At 27.1% G+C, this 20,076-nt stretch carries 21 protein-coding genes; 13 read left to right on the plus strand and 8 right to left on the minus strand.

Annotated elements, in window-relative coordinates; translation table 11 throughout:
• Positions 1-786 precede the first annotated feature (786 nt).
• Entirely contained in the window at positions 787-1,110 is a 324-nt protein-coding gene (locus CQA44_RS03915) for a hypothetical protein (protein WP_115545988.1), read from the minus strand.
• A 1,405-nt stretch (positions 1,111-2,515) separates the two neighbouring features.
• On the opposite strand from CQA44_RS03915, the gene CQA44_RS03920 reads away from it, so the two are divergent.
• Positions 2,516-3,136 (plus strand): methyltransferase type 11, encoded by a 621-nt coding sequence (locus CQA44_RS03920; protein WP_115545989.1) that lies wholly within the window; start codon positions 2,516-2,518, stop codon positions 3,134-3,136.
• Positions 3,137-3,542: 406 nt separating this feature from the next.
• Here the strand turns inward: CQA44_RS03920 and CQA44_RS03925 are convergent, their stop codons facing one another.
• A complete protein-coding gene (locus tag CQA44_RS03925) occupies positions 3,543-5,267 on the minus strand; it encodes a DUF262 domain-containing protein (RefSeq protein ID WP_115545990.1) in 1,725 nt (574 codons plus the stop codon).
• A gap of 597 nt (positions 5,268-5,864) precedes the next feature.
• A complete protein-coding gene (gene recO, locus CQA44_RS03930; protein ID WP_115545991.1) occupies positions 5,865-6,482 on the minus strand; it encodes a recombination protein RecO in 618 nt (205 codons plus the stop codon).
• Between the two features lie 76 nt (positions 6,483-6,558).
• Here recO and CQA44_RS03935 point away from each other — a divergent pair, with 76 nt between their 5' ends.
• The 9 genes from CQA44_RS03935 to CQA44_RS03975 all read left to right on the plus strand — a co-directional run bounded on the left by CQA44_RS03935 (position 6,559) and on the right by CQA44_RS03975 (position 13,014).
• Positions 6,559-7,269 (plus strand): inositol monophosphatase family protein, encoded by a 711-nt coding sequence (locus tag CQA44_RS03935; protein ID WP_181881770.1) that lies wholly within the window; start codon positions 6,559-6,561, stop codon positions 7,267-7,269.
• Positions 7,270-7,278: 9 nt separating this feature from the next.
• Positions 7,279-8,166 (plus strand): acetyl-CoA carboxylase, carboxyltransferase subunit beta, encoded by an 888-nt coding sequence (accD, locus tag CQA44_RS03940; protein ID WP_115545993.1) that lies wholly within the window; start codon positions 7,279-7,281, stop codon positions 8,164-8,166.
• Complete coding sequence (locus CQA44_RS03945; RefSeq protein WP_115545994.1) at positions 8,126-8,575, plus strand: 23S rRNA (pseudouridine(1915)-N(3))-methyltransferase RlmH; 450 nt, start codon at positions 8,126-8,128, stop codon at positions 8,573-8,575. Before accD ends, CQA44_RS03945 begins: the two co-directional genes overlap by 41 nt.
• 11 nt (positions 8,576-8,586) lie before the next feature.
• Positions 8,587-8,958, plus strand: coding sequence for a TraR/DksA C4-type zinc finger protein (locus CQA44_RS03950; RefSeq protein ID WP_115545995.1), 372 nt, complete (start codon positions 8,587-8,589; stop codon positions 8,956-8,958).
• The gene (locus CQA44_RS03955) at positions 8,948-9,961 is read left to right on the plus strand and encodes a hypothetical protein (protein WP_115545996.1); all 1,014 of its coding nucleotides are present in this window, start codon (positions 8,948-8,950) and stop codon (positions 9,959-9,961) included. The genes CQA44_RS03950 and CQA44_RS03955 overlap by 11 nt, the downstream gene beginning before the upstream one ends.
• An 80-nt stretch (positions 9,962-10,041) precedes the next feature.
• On the plus strand, positions 10,042-10,542 hold the full coding sequence (locus tag CQA44_RS03960) for a hypothetical protein (RefSeq protein ID WP_115545997.1): 501 nt from the start codon (positions 10,042-10,044) through the stop codon (positions 10,540-10,542).
• Positions 10,543-10,544: 2 nt separating this feature from the next.
• On the plus strand, positions 10,545-11,486 hold the full coding sequence (locus tag CQA44_RS03965) for a tRNA-dihydrouridine synthase (protein ID WP_115545998.1): 942 nt from the start codon (positions 10,545-10,547) through the stop codon (positions 11,484-11,486).
• Positions 11,487-11,513: 27 nt separating this feature from the next.
• Positions 11,514-12,341: a peptidylprolyl isomerase gene (locus CQA44_RS03970; RefSeq protein ID WP_115545999.1), complete on the plus strand. Its 828-nt coding sequence runs from the start codon at positions 11,514-11,516 to the stop codon at positions 12,339-12,341.
• A 1-nt stretch (position 12,342) separates the two neighbouring features.
• Positions 12,343-13,014 carry an MqnA/MqnD/SBP family protein gene (locus tag CQA44_RS03975; RefSeq protein WP_115546000.1) on the plus strand — a complete coding sequence of 224 codons (672 nt, stop codon included), beginning with the start codon at positions 12,343-12,345 and terminating at the stop codon, positions 13,012-13,014.
• Here the strand turns inward: CQA44_RS03975 and CQA44_RS03980 are convergent.
• The 5 genes from CQA44_RS03980 to der are packed head-to-tail and all read right to left on the minus strand — an operon-like array spanning position 13,011 to position 17,678.
• Positions 13,011-13,448, minus strand: coding sequence for a PaaI family thioesterase (locus CQA44_RS03980; protein ID WP_115546001.1), 438 nt, complete (start codon positions 13,446-13,448; stop codon positions 13,011-13,013). The two genes, CQA44_RS03975 and CQA44_RS03980, sit on opposite strands and share 4 nt — an antisense overlap.
• Positions 13,448-14,332, minus strand: a complete 885-nt coding sequence (gene cmoB / locus CQA44_RS03985) for a tRNA 5-methoxyuridine(34)/uridine 5-oxyacetic acid(34) synthase CmoB (protein WP_115546111.1) — start codon at positions 14,330-14,332, stop codon at positions 13,448-13,450. Before cmoB ends, CQA44_RS03980 begins: the two co-directional genes overlap by 1 nt.
• Positions 14,319-15,674 (minus strand): cytochrome c oxidase accessory protein CcoG, encoded by a 1,356-nt coding sequence (gene ccoG / locus CQA44_RS03990; protein ID WP_115546112.1) that lies wholly within the window; start codon positions 15,672-15,674, stop codon positions 14,319-14,321. The genes cmoB and ccoG overlap by 14 nt, the downstream gene beginning before the upstream one ends.
• 55 nt (positions 15,675-15,729) lie before the next feature.
• The gene (bioD, locus tag CQA44_RS03995) at positions 15,730-16,350 is read right to left on the minus strand and encodes a dethiobiotin synthase (protein ID WP_115546002.1); all 621 of its coding nucleotides are present in this window, start codon (positions 16,348-16,350) and stop codon (positions 15,730-15,732) included.
• On the minus strand, positions 16,347-17,678 hold the full coding sequence (gene der / locus CQA44_RS04000; protein WP_115546003.1) for a ribosome biogenesis GTPase Der: 1,332 nt from the start codon (positions 17,676-17,678) through the stop codon (positions 16,347-16,349). The genes bioD and der overlap by 4 nt, the downstream gene beginning before the upstream one ends.
• Before the next feature lie 65 nt (positions 17,679-17,743).
• Between der and CQA44_RS04005 the strand changes: the two genes are divergently transcribed.
• The 3 genes from CQA44_RS04005 (at position 17,744) to CQA44_RS04015 (ending at position 20,059) form a co-directional block, all read left to right on the plus strand.
• Positions 17,744-18,211 carry a hypothetical protein gene (locus CQA44_RS04005; protein ID WP_115546004.1) on the plus strand — a complete coding sequence of 156 codons (468 nt, stop codon included), beginning with the start codon at positions 17,744-17,746 and terminating at the stop codon, positions 18,209-18,211.
• Positions 18,212-18,272: 61 nt separating this feature from the next.
• Positions 18,273-18,845: a uracil-DNA glycosylase family protein gene (locus CQA44_RS04010; protein WP_181881771.1), complete on the plus strand. Its 573-nt coding sequence runs from the start codon at positions 18,273-18,275 to the stop codon at positions 18,843-18,845.
• Positions 18,842-20,059, plus strand: coding sequence for a hypothetical protein (locus CQA44_RS04015; protein WP_115546006.1), 1,218 nt, complete (start codon positions 18,842-18,844; stop codon positions 20,057-20,059). The genes CQA44_RS04010 and CQA44_RS04015 overlap by 4 nt, the downstream gene beginning before the upstream one ends.
• The last annotated feature ends 17 nt before the right edge of the window (positions 20,060-20,076 follow it).

A 20,076-nucleotide genomic window follows, 5' to 3' on the forward strand; every position in this document is an offset into this window, starting at 1 on the left:
TTAAAGCCTAAGAATGACAGAAGTAAAGAGTATATTATTTAGTAATGACAAGAATTGCTAGATTCTTCAGTCGTGCTACACAAAGCTTTAAGAATGACAGGAATCCTTATGTCCTCTTTGTAATGTGCTACCTTGTCATTACTAAAGGCTTTAGCTGAAGTATCTTAAAGATTCTACATAAGAGACTATTCACTTTCGCTACGCTCAAATTCAGAATGACAAGGATTCTTATTTGTCATTGTGAGCCTACTTTCCCCTTAATCATACTAAGATTCCTTTTTTTTGTCATTACTTTGGGTGAAGCCCGAAGTATCTCTATTCTATAAAGTGATATTTTATCACTGCAGTCTCTCTAATAGAATCTTTTAAGATTCTATACTTAGCCTAATTTGAAAATTTTATTAAAGCTTTAAGATTCTTTAGTCTTTTTTAGAATCTAGTAGGAGGATTCTATGGATTCTTCACTTTGCTTTGCAAAGTTCAGAATGACAAAGTAATGACACTATTATTGATGTTAATTTAGTTAAAATTTGACAACTATATTTTAGTTTCTTTGCTAAGGGCTTATGAATGACAGGATTGGGTTAAAGCGTTGAGGATATTAATGGATTTTTCATTGTCATTCTTAAGCCTTTAGGCGAAGAATCTAAGATTCTACAATAAGAGATTCTTCAGCCTTGCTACGCAAGACTTCAGAATGACAAGAGCAGTTGTCTTGTTTGGTGTTAGCGAAATATTTGTATGAGAATCTTTAGGAGATTCTTCACTTTCACTACGCTTAAAGCTTCAGAATGACAAAGTTGCTAGATTATTCAATCGTGCTACGCAAAGTTTCAGAATGACAACCCCCCCCTTGTCGTGTTGAGGGAAAGTAAAACATCTCTTAGAATCAATGAGAGATTCTTCACCTGCTAAAGCAGGTTCAGAATGACAAGGTAAATTGAGGCTTAAAGCCTTAAAATAACAATAAACTATAAGCTTGTTTTGAGATTCTTCACTTTGCAAGCAAAGTTCAGAATGACAATCTAGTTTGTCTTGTTGAGCGAAAGCGAAATATCTCTGAATCCTCAAACTTGACTTAGATTCTAAGCTTAAATTTACACTTTTCATCACTAAAGGCTTTAGCCGAAGTATCTCTAGTCTATAAAGTGATATTTTATCATTGCAGTCTCTCTTACACTCATAATGGTATCGAATTTATTTTCTTTGATATAAAGACAAATCCTTTTAGATTATTGCTTATCAAAAAGCACTTTTCATTGACTTTATTGCTAGAAATCACAAGAGATTAGATTACATACATTTTTAGAAACAACAAAGCATAGAGATTTAAGCTAGAAATTAAAAAAGGGCATACCCATATCCTTATTCTCCACAGACAAATTCTTTAAAGAGCTAGATTCTAACACTCCAAAAGAGGCAAATCTACCTTAATAGAGGGAAAAATGAGCTATTTCTAAGCAATATCAATGTGAATATGAGGAAATTCCTTTTGCTTTTATGGGTTGGGAAAATAATGGAGGTAAGAAATGTTATGGTCAAAAAATAACGAAAAAACAAGATTGTTGTATCCAGATATTTAAAAATAATAAAGGATAAAAATATAAGCACTAAGTATTTAGCTAGTATTTAATAGGATATAACTATGAATTTTATTATTTGAAGCAACTTAATTATATGTAAGTTTTTGTCTATTAAACAAGAATAAAATGAGCAAATTGCCCTATCAATCTTTATTATAGAGGTTCTTAAAAACAGGTTGGGTATTTTATGCTGATGAAAGAAAGGAAAGATTGGTAGTTAGGCAGTTTTCTTTAACTATTTATATTATATTTCAATATAATTTTGGCAGTTATTTAAGGTAGTAGGGTAGGGCGACAAAGAGAGGTTTGTTAAAGATATGTTTAGCAATGTGTTATTAAAAATTAAATAATGATAGAGTTTTTAGCATAAAATAGCCTTATCCTATACCTTAAAGCCTGAATATTGCTTTAAAACCAATTATTGCCATTTCAAGCCTTAAGACCCACTACTTATAGTCATAAATTACTGCTACTTGAAACCCTAGATATTGCTACCTAAAGCCCTAAATTAGCATTGCTATTTAGTGAAGTTTTAAGAAGTTTTGTAATTTTGATATTTTTATTACTATTCTTTTATGCTTAATTACTTATGCTTAATTACTATATGCTTAATTACTTGCGTGTTTCATTGCTTGATATTTTGAGTAATGACATTTAAAGAGCTTTAGAACAAGATTCGTGCCACGCAATAGCTGCTAGTTTATAATATACAATAATTGCATTAAAAAGCTTTAGAGCTTAAAATAGGCTAGAATTAAGACTTAAAGAATAGTAGAGTGTAAGGCTTGAGAGCAAAAGTTTAAGAATAAAAAATAGAGTAGCAAAGTTTAAGAATCTAAGATTCAGTAAGTGTTAAATCGCATAGCATAAGCTAAAATCTATAAGCATAGAGTCTATCAACTTAGAATCTATTAAGAAAAGGAAGCAAGATAATGACAAATCCTTGGGAGCATATCCCCCTATCTGATTACGAAAATCATATGCGATTAGATTCTGTGAGGCAGTTGCAGAATCTCAATCAAATGATGAAAGAGCAGTTTGATACCTATCCTGCTAGTTCTGTGATGATTTTGGGTATTGCTGGTGGCAATGGTTTAGAGCATATTTATAAGCATAATTTTCAAAAAGTATATGGCGTTGATATTAATGAAAGCTATCTAAGGGCAGTTGAGCAAAGGTATGGGGATATTTCAGCACTATGTTGTGTGCGTTGCAATCTCATTAAGGAGGCAAATAAGCTCCCTAAAAGCGAATTATTGATTGCAAACTTACTCATTGAATACATTGGCTATGAGTGCTTTCAAAGGGTGCTTAGGCAAACACAGGCTAGATATGTTTCTTGTGTTATTCAAAGCAATGCTAATGGGGGCTTTATCTCTCAATCTCCCTATATGCCTACATTTGCCAAGCTTGATAGAGTGCATCATAGCATAGAGGAAAAAGGCTTGATTGAGGCTTTAGAGAGTGCAAAATATAAACTGATAGCACAAAGAGACAATCCCCTGCCTAATGGAAAAAAGCTAGTGCGATTAGACTTTCAATATGAATGCTAGTGTAATGATAGTGAAATAGTAATTGCTGGCTGTTAGTAAATGCTAGTGTAATGGTAATGGTTGGTGGTGAATGCTAGAGATTAGTAGTGAAATAGTAATTGCTGGCTGTTAGTAATAATCGCTAGGTGTTAGTAAATGCTAGTGTAATGGTAATGAATGCGAAGTTAAATCACTCCTCCCTTTTCCTTTGATTTTAGTAAAATTACTTACGCATAAACTTTATAAGCTATCTACCTAAGATTAAGTAATTTTTAATACTAACATTTATCCTAAAATTATCTACAACCTTAAGTTAAATCACCCCTTTTTTAAAATAATAAAGTAATTAAGTAAATTAATGATTAATATTTAATATACCATATTGTTGCTATTAGGATAAGATTAAGATTTTTTATTTTATTTATAGTTATGAGTTTTTATCAAAAAACGCTTTTAATCTCCTATAAATCTCTTTATTTCTTGCTTCTATGTCTTCTTTTAGCCAAATATGCTTTTCTCTGCTGCCTAAATCTTTGATTTCCTTTAATGAATTATCACCTTTTTTGCTGTAGATTCTTTGTTTATATGCAAAAAAATTATCACTACATTTGCTATTTGTTTTAGAATCAAGTAGGATTTTATTACCAATTTCTTCTAAATATTTTTTGTGCAATTTCTCTGTCCAGTCATTGCACTTATACTGCCATTTTTGCGGTAAAATATGTTCAATTTGTAACTTTGAAGCTTCTATTATATCATCTTTAAAATCACTATAAATAAAAGCATAAAGATACAAAAGATATTTCATTTTTCTTGGATAAGAAATACAAAATTCTTTGAAATCTTCAAATTTTGGAAATTCATACTTTTGTGTAAAATTTGTAGATAAATCTTTCTTTTGTAATACATTTACATTGAGTTTGAAGACAATCTCATTACTTATACTTGTTGTTGCATTATTGTTCAAAAATAGCAAAGTCATATATTTTATTAATTCTACCAAATATTTATCAAAATCCTTGCTAAAATTTACTTTGTCAAAATCATCATTTTCGAAATATTCTCTATTTTTATAAACTAAACAACTTACAAAAGATTTCCAACTCGCGTTTTGAAATAGATTTAAAACATTCATATAGCGACAAGATATATCGCTTAAAAAATCTTTGTAGCTTGTCCAAAACTTTGCCAAATTTATAATAAATGGTATAGTCCCATCTTTATAAAGCCAATCATCTAATGCACCATAATATTTTTTCTTTCTATCTTTTTTGGTAAAAAAGCTTAACATACTTAATTTAGTAGTATCATAATCACCCTTTACTGCTCTTATTATGTGCATATATTGCAAGAAAAAGAAATCTACACCTTCAATTTCTTTATTGTATTCTATGAGTGTTTCTAAATATTGCCAATCCTGCGTGAATTGGTGACTATCCCCTTGATTATTTTTCTTGTATCTGTAGATATGCCCTTTTAAAATATCAGAATTTAAAAGAGGCAAACCACGCGAATTTAGGGTATTAAAAATAATCATTGCAGACTCTTGACTATCACAAATTACTAATAAAACAAAAAGCTTGTTTCCCAAAATAAAATTACAAAATTTCCCCCAACTCATTGAATGATTTGTCTTAAACTCTTTAAGTTTTTCATAAAAGAAAAAGTAATTCTTAACATAAAAGGAATTATTATTGAGTTTTTCATTATTAATTGTTTTGCTTAAAATTTTCTCTAAATTATCTAAATCAGATTCTATTGCTACTTGACTTTTTAGATGTGTTTTTTCATAAAGCAAACCTTTATCCCTTTCATAATCCCAAATACACTTCCCGAAATCTTTTGGAAAATCTCCCTTATCATTTTCACTCTCAAAACACTCATAAAATGCCCTAAAAATTAAAATAAAAGTAGTGATTCTTTGTTGTCCATCTATAATTGATAGTTCATCATTATTATCCCTGTAAGTAACGATAGAGCCCAAAAAATATTCTTCATTTTCACTCTCAAAAACCTCTATAATATCATTCCACAATGTTTCACACTGATCTTTTTCCCAGCGATATGGTCTTTGATATTCAGGAATTATAAATCTTATTCCCTCATTTCCAAGTAGCTTTGCTATGTATTCTTTTGTTGGTTTAAATTCCATTTCTCTCTCCTTTTTTGACATACAATTATAATATTTAATTTTATTATAATTCAACATAATTTTTATCTAAATTATATTGATTAACACTAGGAGATATACTAGCTATATATTTGCTTTTTTGTAATGATTTTAAAATTATTTACTTGATATTTTTCATAATAAAAGCTAATGAGAGAATCTTATACAATTTAAAAATTAAGCCCATTATATAATATTTTAAGAAGGATTTTGTGCGGTTTTTATCACATTTTCCTTATTTATAAAAAATAATTTTAAATTAAAGAAAAAATTTTTTGTCAAAAACAAACATTTCATCTAATGCTACTCAAGCTACGCCAATGCCTCAATATAGCATTTTCAATGCTTTGCTTTAGCCTTTTTTAAAGCAAACATTATAAAAGAAATATATGCCCACTCCTATGAAAATTTAAGAAAATCTATTATTATATTTTAGAACACTTACCAAAAAAAACATTCAACAATGTCTCCTAAAACTACAAAAAAGTAAGTTAAATTAGAAATAATAATGATTTTTCATGGCTACCTTAATATTTTATATTTTGTAATTTACTAAGAATTTATTTATTAAGTTATAGTTTATAACCCCTCAATCATAATATTAAATAAGGATTCTACTTCAATGTCATTTAGAAAAATACTTTTATTATTTTTTAAAAAATCAAAAAATTTATCTCTATCTAAAAGGCATTCGCTAATAATACAATTTTTATGTGCCCCCAAAAACCCCCTAGCAATAAGTATTTCACCACCAAGTGGGTTATTACAAATAAAACATTTTTTATGTAGAATCTTTCTCCCTTCATTTTCTAATAATTTTGAATATAGATTGATTAAAACTCTATTTGGAGCTTGTTTATTTATCTTTATTGTAGCTTCATTTAATAATTCAAAATAAAAGCTGGGTATATCTTGAGTATCTTGTAAGTGTTTATTTAGTGTCTTGATAAAGGTTTGGAAATAATATAGTTTATTATAATCTCTCTCCCATTCAAAGCTAAGTTGTGCTATGGATCGGAGGCGAGGCATAAAAACTCCACTATAATCTATCTCAAAATCAATTTTTCTGCCAATGTTGATAATACTATGTCTAATCCCATAAAATCTATATAAACTTAGAAATTTATTTTTAGTTATAATTTTTACAATAATATCTTCATTTTTTAATTTTATGATATTACTTATATAGCCTTTCAAAGATTCTCCATTTGCTTAATTTTTAAATTAGATTTAAAAATTATAATTCATTTTTAAAACTTTTTTGGAGAATTTATTGAAAGAATTTATAAATAAAGCCTTAGATGCGGGACTAAAAATAGCATTAGAGCTAAATAATACAAATAAAGATTTATATATAAAGCATACTTTAGGTGCAGGTGGAGACATAAGCATAGGTGCAGATTTAATAAGTGAGCAAATATTCATTGAGAGTTTAAGTGAATTTGGCAATATAGATTCTGAAGAAAGTGGGTTTATTGATAATAATAGACAACATACTATTATAATTGACCCACTTGATGGAAGTGATAATTTTTTATCAAATATACCATATTATGGTGCAAGTATTGCAATTCCTAGCTTAGATATTGGGATTATTATGAATTTTTGCAATCTTAATGCAATAGTGCATAGTGAAAATAAAAATTTTTGTGGAACTTTAGCACAGGATTTTAGTGAATTTAAGGAGCTTATAGCACTAAATACTTCAAAATGTGGAATCTTTGAGGGTGCATATTCAAATCCCAATATATGTAGCCTTTTAGCCTCTAGTAATATTAAATTCCGTTCTTTAGGGGCTTTAGCGTTATCTTTAGGTTTAGTGTATAATGTCAGCTTTGTTCTTTTTTGTGGAAAAAAGCGTAAATATGATTTGGAAGCTGGTTATTTAATATCTAAGAATTTATATAAAATCGAAAATAAAAAATTAGCTCTTATAAGTAAAGATAAGAACTTATTTGATAATATTGCAAAACTTTTATTTTAGGGGAAATATATGGCTTTAAACATTTTTAAGAGTAATAAAAAAAATGAGGCAGATAAAAAAGAAAAAACCCAAGAAATTCAAACACAATGGATAAAATGCAATTTATGTAATGCAACAATGTATTATAAAGAAATTATCTTGCAAAACTCTGTTTGTCCAAAATGCAACTACCATTTTAAAATTAATGCTAATGATAGAATAAAATTAATTTTTGATGAGGGTAGTATAAAAGAATTAGATAAAAAATTATCTCCAATAGACCCCCTAAATTTTGTAGATAAAAAAAGTTATAAACAAAGGATTGAGGAGTATGCCTCAAAAAGTGGTGGAAGAGAGAGCTCGGCTATTAGTATTGAGGCTAAGGTTAATAAGATTCCAGTCCAAGCTGTGATATTTGATTTTGAATTTATGGGGGGGAGTTTAGCTTCTGTAGAGGGTGAGAAAATTGTTAGGGCAATTAATCGTGCTATAAATAAAAAGCAAGGATTGATAATTTGTTCTGCAAGCGGGGGTGCTAGAATGCAAGAGAGTACATTTTCTTTAATGCAGATGGCAAAAACTAGTGCGGCATTGGAGAAGCTTTCTTCTGCTTCACTTCCTTATATATCAATACTTACAGACCCAACTTTGGGCGGAGTTAGTGCTTCATTTGCATTTTTAGGTGATATTATTATAGCTGAACCAGGAGCTACAATAGGTTTTGCTGGGGCTAGGGTTATAAAACAAACCATAGGGGAAAATCTACCAAAAGGCTTTCAAACTGCTGAATTTTTGTTAGAGCATGGCTTGGTTGATATGGTAGTGCATAGAAAGGATTTAAAAAAAACAATTAGTGATTTATTAGGAATGTTATTAAGTGAGAATAAGAATCTATCAGATAACAAAAAAAACAACTAAATTTGATGAGTATATAAAACTTGTTAGCCAGTTTGGAGTGAGGTTGGAAGTGATTGATGTATTTAGTGCAAATATACAAAAAGCACAAAAAACCTCTCCTTTACAAGCAAAAATATCATATGGTAATGAATTATCAAAGTATATATCTAAAGATTCTTTAAATATTGCCCTTCACCCAAGTGGAAATGAAGTGGATTCTTATGAATTTAGTAATATTATTAAAGATAAATCTAGTATTAATTTTTTTATAGGAGGTGCATTTGGTTTTGAGGAGAATTTTTTGTCAAAGACAAAAAATATTTCATTAAGTAAATTAACTTTTAGTCATAATATTGTTACATTAATATTATGCGAACAAATTTTTAGGATTCTATCCATCATTAATAATCACCCATATCATAAGGAATAAAAGGAAACAATATGAGAAAAAGAGAAATTAATGAATTAGAAAAAAAACTTAACTTATTAAAATATGAAATTATAAAAAGTATTAGAATTACAAGTGATAACATAGATATTTTGAATACCTTGAGTTCGAGCGAGGAGGCTGAATTAGGAAGTGTAATGTCTATTGCTATGATTGATGAGAATGCTTTAGTAAAAGGAAATAAAGAATTGTTAGAAATAAATAAAGCATTAGAAAAAATTAAATTAAATAAATATGGAAAATGTGAAATGTGTAATAAACAAATTGATATAAAGCGACTTAGAGTTAAACCTTATGCTAGATATTGTATTTTTTGTAGAGAGGTTTATGAAGCACAAAATAAAGGATTTTCAAATGGTTTTTAGATACTACCCACTTGCAATATTGATTCTTGGGATATTAACTGGAATTTATGTGTATAATTTAACTGATGTAAGTTTTGCTTACACACTTCCTTTTAGTGAGATTACATACGATATGCCTGTGGCAATTTATATAGTAATGATAATTTTTGTATTTTTTTTATTAAGCCTTGTGTTTTTGTTTTCTGAAAGACTTTCAAAGTTTTTAGAGAGTAAAGCCCTAAAGAATGACAAAAAAACATTTGTTGCAAAAATTAAAAATAGGATAATTGAAAGGAGCGATGAAAAGTTAGTATTAAAAACAGAGCTATTTAAGGAAATAGATAGTATTTTTGAAGGGCTAGATATTGCGCCAAAGCCCCATTATGCAAATTGTACTAATAAAGATATTAAAAAATTATTTGCAATGTATGAGAATCTTCAAAATGGAGAAGAAATTGATGTATATAAGTTTAATATTCCGCAAACTAGCACAATTTTTACTATGAATATTAAAAATAGTATTATTAAGAATTATAAAAATGGATTGCCAATATTAAAAAATAAGAATTATATTTATGAACTTAAAAAGTTTGCATTTATGGCTTTGCTAAATAATGCGGATTCTAAAGAGATTGAGAAATATAAGGATTCTATAAGTTATGATAGAGATATTTCATTAGCCCTAATAGAGGCTTATTTTAATAAGAAAGTTAATTTTAATCTTCAAGAATTATCTAATATTTGCAAGAATGCAAAGTTTAGCAAAGAGGATTATTTATTTTGTGCAAAAAGTATGAAAAATAATAGCAATCCAAGTGATTTGATTAAATTATTTGAATATCTTTCTGATAATGATGATCTTGCAGAAAATGCTTATTTTTATATTTTACTTGAATTAGAAATGTTAGAAGAAGTAAAGAGTAGATTAAGAACACAGCCTAACTATGAATTTATAAATGTAAGGGCATATTTAGATTTAAAATCTGTTGGTAAATCATATCCTACAGATCTATTTTTTAGTTGATTTTTTTGTTTAAAAACTATTTACTTTTATTGAAAAAAAGTTACAATTATGGCTTTTTAATTAAATAGTGAGGTTTTTATATGAAAAGAAAATGTTTTAGTATATTAGAATTTGTATTTGTTGTTATTATACTTGGTGGATTGGCATCTTTAGCTTTATCTTGGATATCATCTACTAGAAATGATTCTCAAGTAGCGATAGCAAGAAGTGATTTATCAAATGTTTTAAAAACTATTCCATCATTTGTTTTTGCTGGTAATATGGAGGTTGCCAGTGGGAATCCACCAAATGGTTATAAATCTTGGGGGGAGTATCTACTAGATATTTCATCTCTTGATAAAAAGAGGTGGAAAGCTACTAATAATGGATTGCAAGTATTAAGTAATACGTTAGACTCATCTAAATCTCCGCAAGTTTGTAGTGGTAATTATTTATATATTGATACTAAAGAGGGAAAGTTGTATTTTGTTCCAAATAATATTGATAAACGTATTACATTTTGTAAGTTATTTGCAGAAAGTTATAAAAATAATAATAATGTAACGATAAATTTAATTACAAATTCAACTCTTTCAATCTAAAAATGCAAAAAATAATCTTTGATAACCTCTTAATGTTAGCACCACTTGCTGGGTGGAGTGATTTACCTTTTAGAAGTATGATTAAAAAATTTTGTGTTGATATAACAGTTAGCGAAATGATTAGTTCTTATGCACTAAATTATAATTCTAAAAAAACTCTAAAAATGATACAAAAAAGCCCAATAGAAACTCCATTTAGCGTTCAAATAGCTGGCAATAAAGAAGAAGTTATTAAAAAAAGTGTAGAGATTTTAAATGAAGAAGATGGAATAGATATTATTGATTTAAATTGTGGTTGTCCTGCCCCAAAGGTAAGCTCGCACGGAAATGGGAGCGGTTTATTAAAAGATTTGAATTTACTTGTAAAGTTAGTAAATACAATTAAGCTTAATTCCAAAAAGCCATATACAAGTATAAAAGTTAGGCTTGGATTCGATAAGAAAATTCCCATTGAACTTGCTAATGCACTAAATGATAGCGGAGCTGATTTTGTCGTGGTTCATGGAAGGACAAAAGTAGATTCTTATAAAAAAGAAAAGATTGATTATAATTCTATTGCTTTAATTAAGCATAATATTAAGATTCCATTAATTGCAAATGGCGATATAGATTCCTTTTCTAAGGCACAGGAAGTATTGAAAATCACTAATGCAAATGGTCTTATGATTGGTAGGGCTGCTTTAAGAGAGCCTTGGATTTTCTATCAATTAAAAAATAAAGAGCATTTGCCACCAAATCTAGTAAAAAGAGATATTGTGCTAGAACATTTTGATAATATGGTTAGTTTTTATGGAGATAGAGGTTGTATTATGTTTAGAAAAAACCTACATAATTATGCAAGAGGCATGAAAGATTCTAGTGAATATAGGAATATTGTTAATTCTATCACTTCGCCAAAAATAATGAGAGAATCTATAATTAATTTTTTTGATAAAATAAGCTAGAATTCCAATAAAAATTTGGAAATTTTTATGATAAGAAATATTATAGCATTGCTGTTGTTTATTTATGGATTGAGTGCAAATATCATTGATGGAATTGCGATTAAAGTAAATGGTAATATTATAACCTTATATGAAATTAAAGAATTACAAGAAAAGCAAAAAATTGATAAAAATAAAGCAATTGAAATATTAATCCAAGAAAAACTAAAAGAAAATGAGATAAAGAGATTAGGAATAAAAGTTGATGATAATAAGGTTAATGAAGAGATAAACAATATTGCAATAAGCAATAATCTTACAAGGAATGATTTTGAAAATGCAATAAAATCACAGGGTGTTGATTTTGAGAAATATAAAAATGACCTTAAAAGCCATATTATCAATAGAGAATTAATGCAAAATATTTTACAAACAAATACTAATTTAACTAGTGAGGATGATTTGCGAAAATATTATGAGAATAATAAGAATGAATTTATGATTCCCACTAAAATTAAGGTTACAAGCTATACATCTAATAGTGATGTTGCCTTACAGAGGTTTTTACAAAACCCAATGATGTTAAATCCTAATATTCAATCTAAAGATGAAGAGATTGATATTAGGAGTTTACCACAGCAAATAGTAAATATCTTTTTAGAAACTCCAGAAAAAAAGTTTACTCCTGTTCTTAATTCAGGTAGCACTTTGATAATATTTTTTATAAAAGAAAAGAGTAGTAAAGAAGTTTTACCATTTGAAGATATTAGAACAAATGTTATGCAAAAATATGCACAAGTAAAAGAAAATGAAATATTAAATGAATATTTTAATAAAATTAAAGCAAACTCAAAGATAGAAATTATTAGAGAATAAAATGAAATTTGGAAAGATTAGCTATCTAAATTTAGCTCCATTTGATGTTTTTATTAAAAAATATAAAACCAATTCTGCTTTTAAGGCATTTTTAAATCATAATAGAAATTATCCATCAAAATTAAATATAGAGTTTCTATACAAAAGGATTGATGCAGGATTTATATCATCAATTGCAGGAATGAAGTCAAAAAAAACTCTTAGTGGGATAATCTCTTATGGTGAAGTTTGGAGTGTGATTGCTATCCCTAAAGAAAATAAGTTAGATTATCAATCTGCAAGCTCTAATGCATTATCTAAGATTTTGCGTATTAATGGAGAAGTATTGATAGGTGATAGAGCACTAAAGTATAAGTTAAGTGGTGGAAAGTATATAGATTTAGGAGAAGAATGGTATAAAAAATATAGACTTCCATTTGTATTTGGATTGCTTTGCTATAATAAATATGAAGATTTTTATTTAAAGCTTTCTAAATCATTTAATATTAAAAATATTAAGATTCCGCAATATTTATTAGATAAATACTCCATAGATACAGGTATAAATAAAAATGATATAAAAAACTATCTAAAACATATTCACTACAAGGTATCATATAAGCCAAATATTGCATTAAGTAGGTTTTATAGATTAGTTAGGATAAATAAAATCAAGATACCATCTAGATTCTAAGTTATACTTTTAAAGTCAATTTTAAACATACTTTTTTCAAAAACAACTATATGAAATATTGCATCAAATATTTTTATATTATATAAAAAGCCTTCAACTAAAACTTCTCTCTTTTTTAAATCGCTTTGTAAGGAATTTGCTTTAAATGTAACCTCATTTCCAAGCTCAATTGGAGAGAGAAACTTTACTTCTGAATAAATAATCATAGAGTTTGGCTTATTTACTGCAGCCATTGCACAAAATGATGCAGAGGAAAACACAAAGCCATAGTGAATTATCATACTATCATCAATTATCATTTTTTCACTAGGAGTAAATTTAACAATAGCCTTGTTTGGTTCTATCTCTGCTATTTCTCCGCATAATTCTTTATTTATCTTTTTATAGATTTTAAGCTCATTTATATCATCAAAATTATATTGTTCTTCTTCCATTATATCTCTCCTTTGATATATATGCGAATTGGTGAAGGGTATCCTTCTATTGTTTTATTGGGATTGTTTTTATCTAAAAAATGTTCTAAACTTTCCCCATTTATCCATGGAGTTTTTCTTTGCTCATTAAAGTCAGTTTTTTTAGTCGTAATTATTGTGATGTTTTTAAATCCAGCACGAGTTAGCCAATTTTTCAAAGTTTTTATGCTAGGGATAAAATAAACATTTTTCATTTTAGCATATCTTAGAGGACTTAATGCGATTTCTTCATTAGATTCTATAATTAGGCAGTCTATTAGAATCTTTCCATTTTTATTTAGAGCTTTTTTTAGAATCTTTAAAGAATCTATTGGATTAGTGCGGTGATACAAAACCCCAAGACATATTATAAAATCAAACTTACTATCATATAAGATTAAATCCTCAAGCCCTAAGAGCTCAAATTCTATATTACTTTTTATAAAATGGTTAATAAAATCAAATTGCATTTTACAAAAAGCACTAGGGTCAAATCCAACTATTTTTTTTGGAGAAAGTGATAACATTCTAAACATGTAGTATCCATTATTGCAGCCAATATCTGCTACTATTTTATTCTTTATGTCTAAATGATTTTTAATGATATTGTATTTTATAGAGCTATCCCATTCACTCTCTATAAAGCTTCCAAAAAAGCTAAAAGGTCCTTTTCTCCAAGGCTTTAATAATAATAATAATGTATTTAATTCATTTTTAAAATCTTTTGTAATATATAAAGAATCTATATTAATAATGTCTTCAATTTTAATTGATACATTATTTGGTGTAGGAAATTTGTAAATTTTTTCCATTAAGGTAGCTATGTTTTTTGCCTTTAATTTTTGTTTAATATCATTTTTTTGGATAAACAAAAATACTCTCTTTTATAATATTAATATTTATATCATCAGTGGAATAAGCCATAATTTTAATTGGTATGATACTATCTTTATTATCCCCTTTATATAGATTCTTATTTGTATATAAAAACACTCTTTTTCTTACCTTTTCACCGGGGTTTATGTTAAATGATTCACTTGGTTTTTTTATTAGTATATTATCATTATCTAATATTCTAAAATAATAGCTATGTGGTTTATTATCAGTATTTTGAAATAGCATTGTGTAGTGATTTTCTACATCGCCATTATCTAAGATTTTATAGGATTCTGCAGTTCTATTTATGTTTAATAGCATATTTGACTTGCTTTGTGATAGTATAAGTGAAATGCCTAGCACAATAGCAATAACTATCATATATCCTATGGTTTTGCCTCTAAAATATTTAATATTACTATTAGTGTTTATTGCATTTGTGCTACTCCAATAAACTAATGTCTTTTTATTTAGTTTATCCATTACGCTACTACAAGCATCAGCACATTCAAGGCAGTTTATGCACTCAAGTTGAAGTCCTTTTCTAATATCAATATGGGTTGGACAAACTCTAACACATTTATTACAAGCTATACATTCACCATCAATTTGGCTTTTATCAAGTAAGTTACCATCTTTATCATATACATTTGATCCTCTTTTGGTATTATAAATAACGGTTTTTGTATCATTATCATAGAGAACAGATTGAACCCTGCAATAAGGGCAAATATAAATGCAAAAATTTTCTCCAATAAATATAATCTCAAGCGTTAGAAACATAGTTATTCCAACTAAAAATGCAAATAATATCATATGGTTTTTATAATCCAATACATAAGTAAAAAAATCACTAGGTGGCACAAAATAAAATAAGAAGTTTGATGCTGCAATAAGTGATATTATAAGCCATATAAAGATACTAATAATTTTTTTAATCTTATTTATTCCGCTACTTAAATCTGGATTGATTTGCTTATTTTGAATAGACTTTCTTAGTTTTAATAGTTTTGTTTCAATTATGTCCCTATAAATTACTCTAAAAATTGTATGAGGACAAGCCCAGCCACACCAAGCTCTACCTGCAAGTGTAGTCAAAAGGAAAATTCCAACAAAAAGCGTGATTACTAAAAATGGCATAATGTATAGTTCTTGCATATCAAACACTATTCCAAGCAAATGCAATTGTTTTTTATCAAATGATAATAGAAAAATTTGATTTCCATTTATTTTAATAAAGGGAATTGATAGAATAACTATTGTAGTAATAATATACATAGCATAACGTTTCATTCTAAAGTATTTATTTAGCTTTCCAATAGTATTTTCCATAGTAATAAAGCTCCTATTTGTTTCAAAGTAGATTAAAATTATTTCATATACAAACTTAATTTTTAAGTAATAAAATATAATCAAGCAATTCTTTTTCTTGCATTTGAAATATAAAATTATTATCTAAGTCTTTTAAAAATGGATAGCTTATTTCTAAAAAGCTACTTTCATTAAATAAATTAATAATGCTAATAAATTTAATATTTCTATTTTTTAGGGCTTCTCTATGAACTAGAATTTCATTAATGCAGCCTAATTTATCACTACAAATTAAAAAACAAATAGATTCTAATTCTTTTATTAAATCAATAAAAAAATAATTCTTTTTTATTGGCACAAACAGACCACCAGCCCCTTCAATTAGCACAATATCATATTGTTTTTCTAAACTTTTTACCTTTTGTTTTAATAAATTTATATCAATAATATTATTTATATCTGCTACAAATGGAGAGCTTGGAGTAGAGAATGTATAAAAGCAAATATCATCTAATTTTAATTTATTGCTTTGATTTTTTTTGTGAAGAATTGCATCTTGAGGTTGCTTTATTACCCCTGTTTCTATTGGTTTTAGAGAGCAAATTTTATATCCTTTTTTTATTAGGGCTTGGTTTATTTTAATATTTATAAAAGTCTTGCCTATACCCGTTCCAGTGCCACTTATGAATATAATCATAAATTGTCTTTAATATTTATTTCATTATCTTTATGTTTTGCTTTTGGAAAAATCAATATTGGCACTCCACTAAAATTAAAATTTTTACGCAAATAATTTATTAAGTATCTTTTATAGCTAAAATGAAGTGATTTTGGCTTATTCATTATCAATATTATCTTTGGAGGGGCAGAATCTATTTGTGTAGCATAATAAATTTTGATAATTTTTCCCTTATCACTAGGTAGAGGGTGTCTTTGTGTTGCTATTTTAATGTGCTCATTTAAAATAGATGTTGGAATCCTAGTGTTAAAATTCTCCCAAACTTTTAAAATCATATCTTTTATACTATTGATATGCCGTTTATTGACAGCACTAATTGTTAGTATTGGAGCATGTGTTAGGTATGCAAACTTTCTTAAAATTTCTTTTTTAATAAATGAAAATTCTTCATATCTTATATCCCATTTGTTTAAGATGATAATTATCCCTAGATTGTATTTGTCGCTAAGTCCGCTAATTTTTTCATCTAATTCTACAAATGGTCTTGAGCAATCTAACACAAGCAAAACTATATTGCTAGATTCTAGAATTTTTTTTGTCCTATCTAGTGCGTATTTTTCAATTCCCTCAATCTTAGAGCGTCTCCTAATGCCAGCGGTATCAACAAAATGTAATATCTTATCTTTATACTCTATATCATCACTCACGGGGTCTATGGTGGTTCCTTCAATTTCGCTTACAAGCGAGCGTTCTTTATCTAAAAGGGCGTTTAAAAGTGAGCTTTTGCCAACATTAACTCTTCCAATAATCCCTATGTTTATTATTTCTTTATTCTTTTGCTCTAAAGATTGTAGTAATTCATCGTCATTGTTATTTTTTACCAAAAGGAAGCCAATATAATCTTTTAAGCCTTTCAACCCTCTATTATGTGCAGTTGAAATAAAAAATATTTCTTTAGAGCCAAATGCTGAATATTCCCAATCATCATTTTTTTTTAAATCTGTTTTATTAACTACCAAAATAGCATTTTTTAATCTATGAAACAAACTTATATCATCATCTTGTATTCCAAGACTAGAATCAGTAACATAAATTACAATATCTTCTTTTGAGATGAATGAAAGAATCTTCTCTTTTATATCTTTAAATATTCCATTGTTTTCTTTAACAATTCCAGCAGTATCACAAATTATTGCGTCTATCCCATTAATCTGAATTTGTTTCATATTAATATCTCTTGTTGTTCCTTCAACTTCTGAAGTAATTGCTACTTTTTGTTTTAAAAAGCAGTTAAAAAGCGAGCTTTTACCAACATTTGGTTTGCCTAATATAATTATTTTTTGCATAACTTTACTTTAGATTTATTTTATTTTATTTAGAATCATAGCAAAATTTATATAGGAAGCATTTTTTGAAGATTTTGTTTTTATTATGTCCTATTTTTATATTTGCATTTGATTTCATATTTGAAGAGAATTTTGTATATAAATTAAATGAAAGTGAGTTTAGTATAAATAATGGCATAATAGAAGTAAAAATAAATAAATTAAATAATAAATTAATTCAAAATATCTATAAAGGCTTACAAGCACAATCTTTTAAAATTGTCTTTGATAATAATTTAGCATATTATTACCATACAAATAGATACCATAATTATATAGAGGAGTTAGTAGAGTTGAAAAAGAAAGATATGTCTTATGTTGCAAATAGTTATTATTCAGATTTTAAGAATTGTTTTCTTGTTTTAAAAAGAGCTGAACAAAAGAATATGAAGACTAAAAGTAGTGCAATATTATTAGATATTGATAGTTTAGATTCCACTTCAAACAATAGAATTTATATTAATTGCATAAAAAATAAAAATTATATTTTCTAAATTTATGTTAGCTAAAGTATTATTATTAAAACAACTTTACTTAAAGAGGCTTTGCGGTGAGGTGTATTGCCAAAATGTTGTTATAAGAGAGCCAAATAAAATAAATTTTAGAAAATCAAGTTTAGATGAGGTTATACACTCTTGCTCTCTTTGTGAGCTATCAAAGAGTGCTAATAATAAAGTGATAGGAAGTATTAATACAGAATCTAGAATAACTTTTATAACATTAAAGCCAATTGTTAAATATAGTGCTAGTTTTGAGATGATTTCAAATATTTCAAATAGAGTTTTTGAAGAAGAATTTTATAATACACTATCTCTTATCAAGTGTAATACTCACTTACAAATTAAAGATGAACATGCAATAGTTTGTATGGAGTATCTAAAATCGCAAATAGATAACTTAAACCCTAAATTAATAATAATTTTTGGGATAGATTCAGCTAAGTATTTAATAGGAGGTGATGAGAAATTAGAGGATTTAAGGGGAAGAGTTTTGAATAATTTATTAGATAAGCAAAGAGATTTTATAGTAACATATTCGATTAGTGATTTATTAAAAAATCAATCATTTAAAAAAGCTGCAATGGAAGATTTTAAGATTGCAAAAATATATTTAAAAGGCTGTAAATGACACATTTAACCAAATTTATTTTTATTTTGTCGCTGCCATTTATATTATTAGCAGAGGGCAATGTTTTTTCAAATATCCCTCCAGCAAAGATAGAAATAATAAATGTTAATCCAGAATCTTGTGATGAGGATTGTTTATTTGATTTAAGTAAGAATAAAAAGATATTTTCTTTTATTGCTAGATTTGATAGAAATATACAAGATGAAAAACTTCAAAATTTAATGATGGAATATAGCAGTGAGGTTGGTATATATTATAAAGTTAGATTTGATTTACTAGGAGAAAAGCTAGAAGTAGCATTATTAATACCTAGAAAATTAATTGGTAAATATTCCACAACTACTACGGATACTATACTTGCTTATCTTTTATCAAGAGATTTAGATTTTAAGTTCAAGGTTTTTGATAGTGTAGATGAAAATCCAAATTCAATTAGTAATGCTTTAAATGAAATGAGAAAAGAACATTTTAATTTTATGATAGCTATCATATCAAAAAAAGAGACCTTAGATATTATTGAAAATATAAATATGCCTGTTTATATCCCAACTATGAGTAATATAAATATGAGTAGTAGAAGCGATAGCAATATTATTTTTGGTGGTATTGATTATTTTGCACAAATTAAAAGTTTATTAAATGAAGTAGATTCTAATATAATTATTTCATATAATGATGATAGCCAGCTTGGCTTATTGCTTGGTAACATGCTCTCACAAATAAATGATGGTAATAAAAAGTTAATTAATGAGGTAGTTAATAATAAAGCAGCTACAAATTTTAGCTCTAGTTTAGAGAAACAAAAGAATAATATTGAACAAAGTAGTGTATTTTTAAATACTCGCGTTATAATATCGGGATTGCTTTTATCACAGATTAATATGTTAGATAAACTACCACAGAAAATTTTTTCAACTCAAGTTAATTATAATCCTGCACTTCTATCACTTTTGCGTGGTGTAAATACTGATAATATCTTTATAATAAACTCAATTGGTGAAATTAATCAAAAACTTTTGGAATATGGATATTTACTTTCAAGTGATATGAAATATGATTGGGTAAATTACTCAACAGCACTTGGAGTAGATTTATTTTTACATAACATGGCACCAAATATAGATAGATATTTTAATGAGGAAGTTAATGATAATATAGTAATTTATAATAATAGTTTATATGGCGTTGAAAATGGACTTTTTGTTAAACTATAAAATTAAAAAATATTTTA

The sequence above is a fragment of the Helicobacter sp. MIT 14-3879 genome (genome assembly GCF_003364125.1).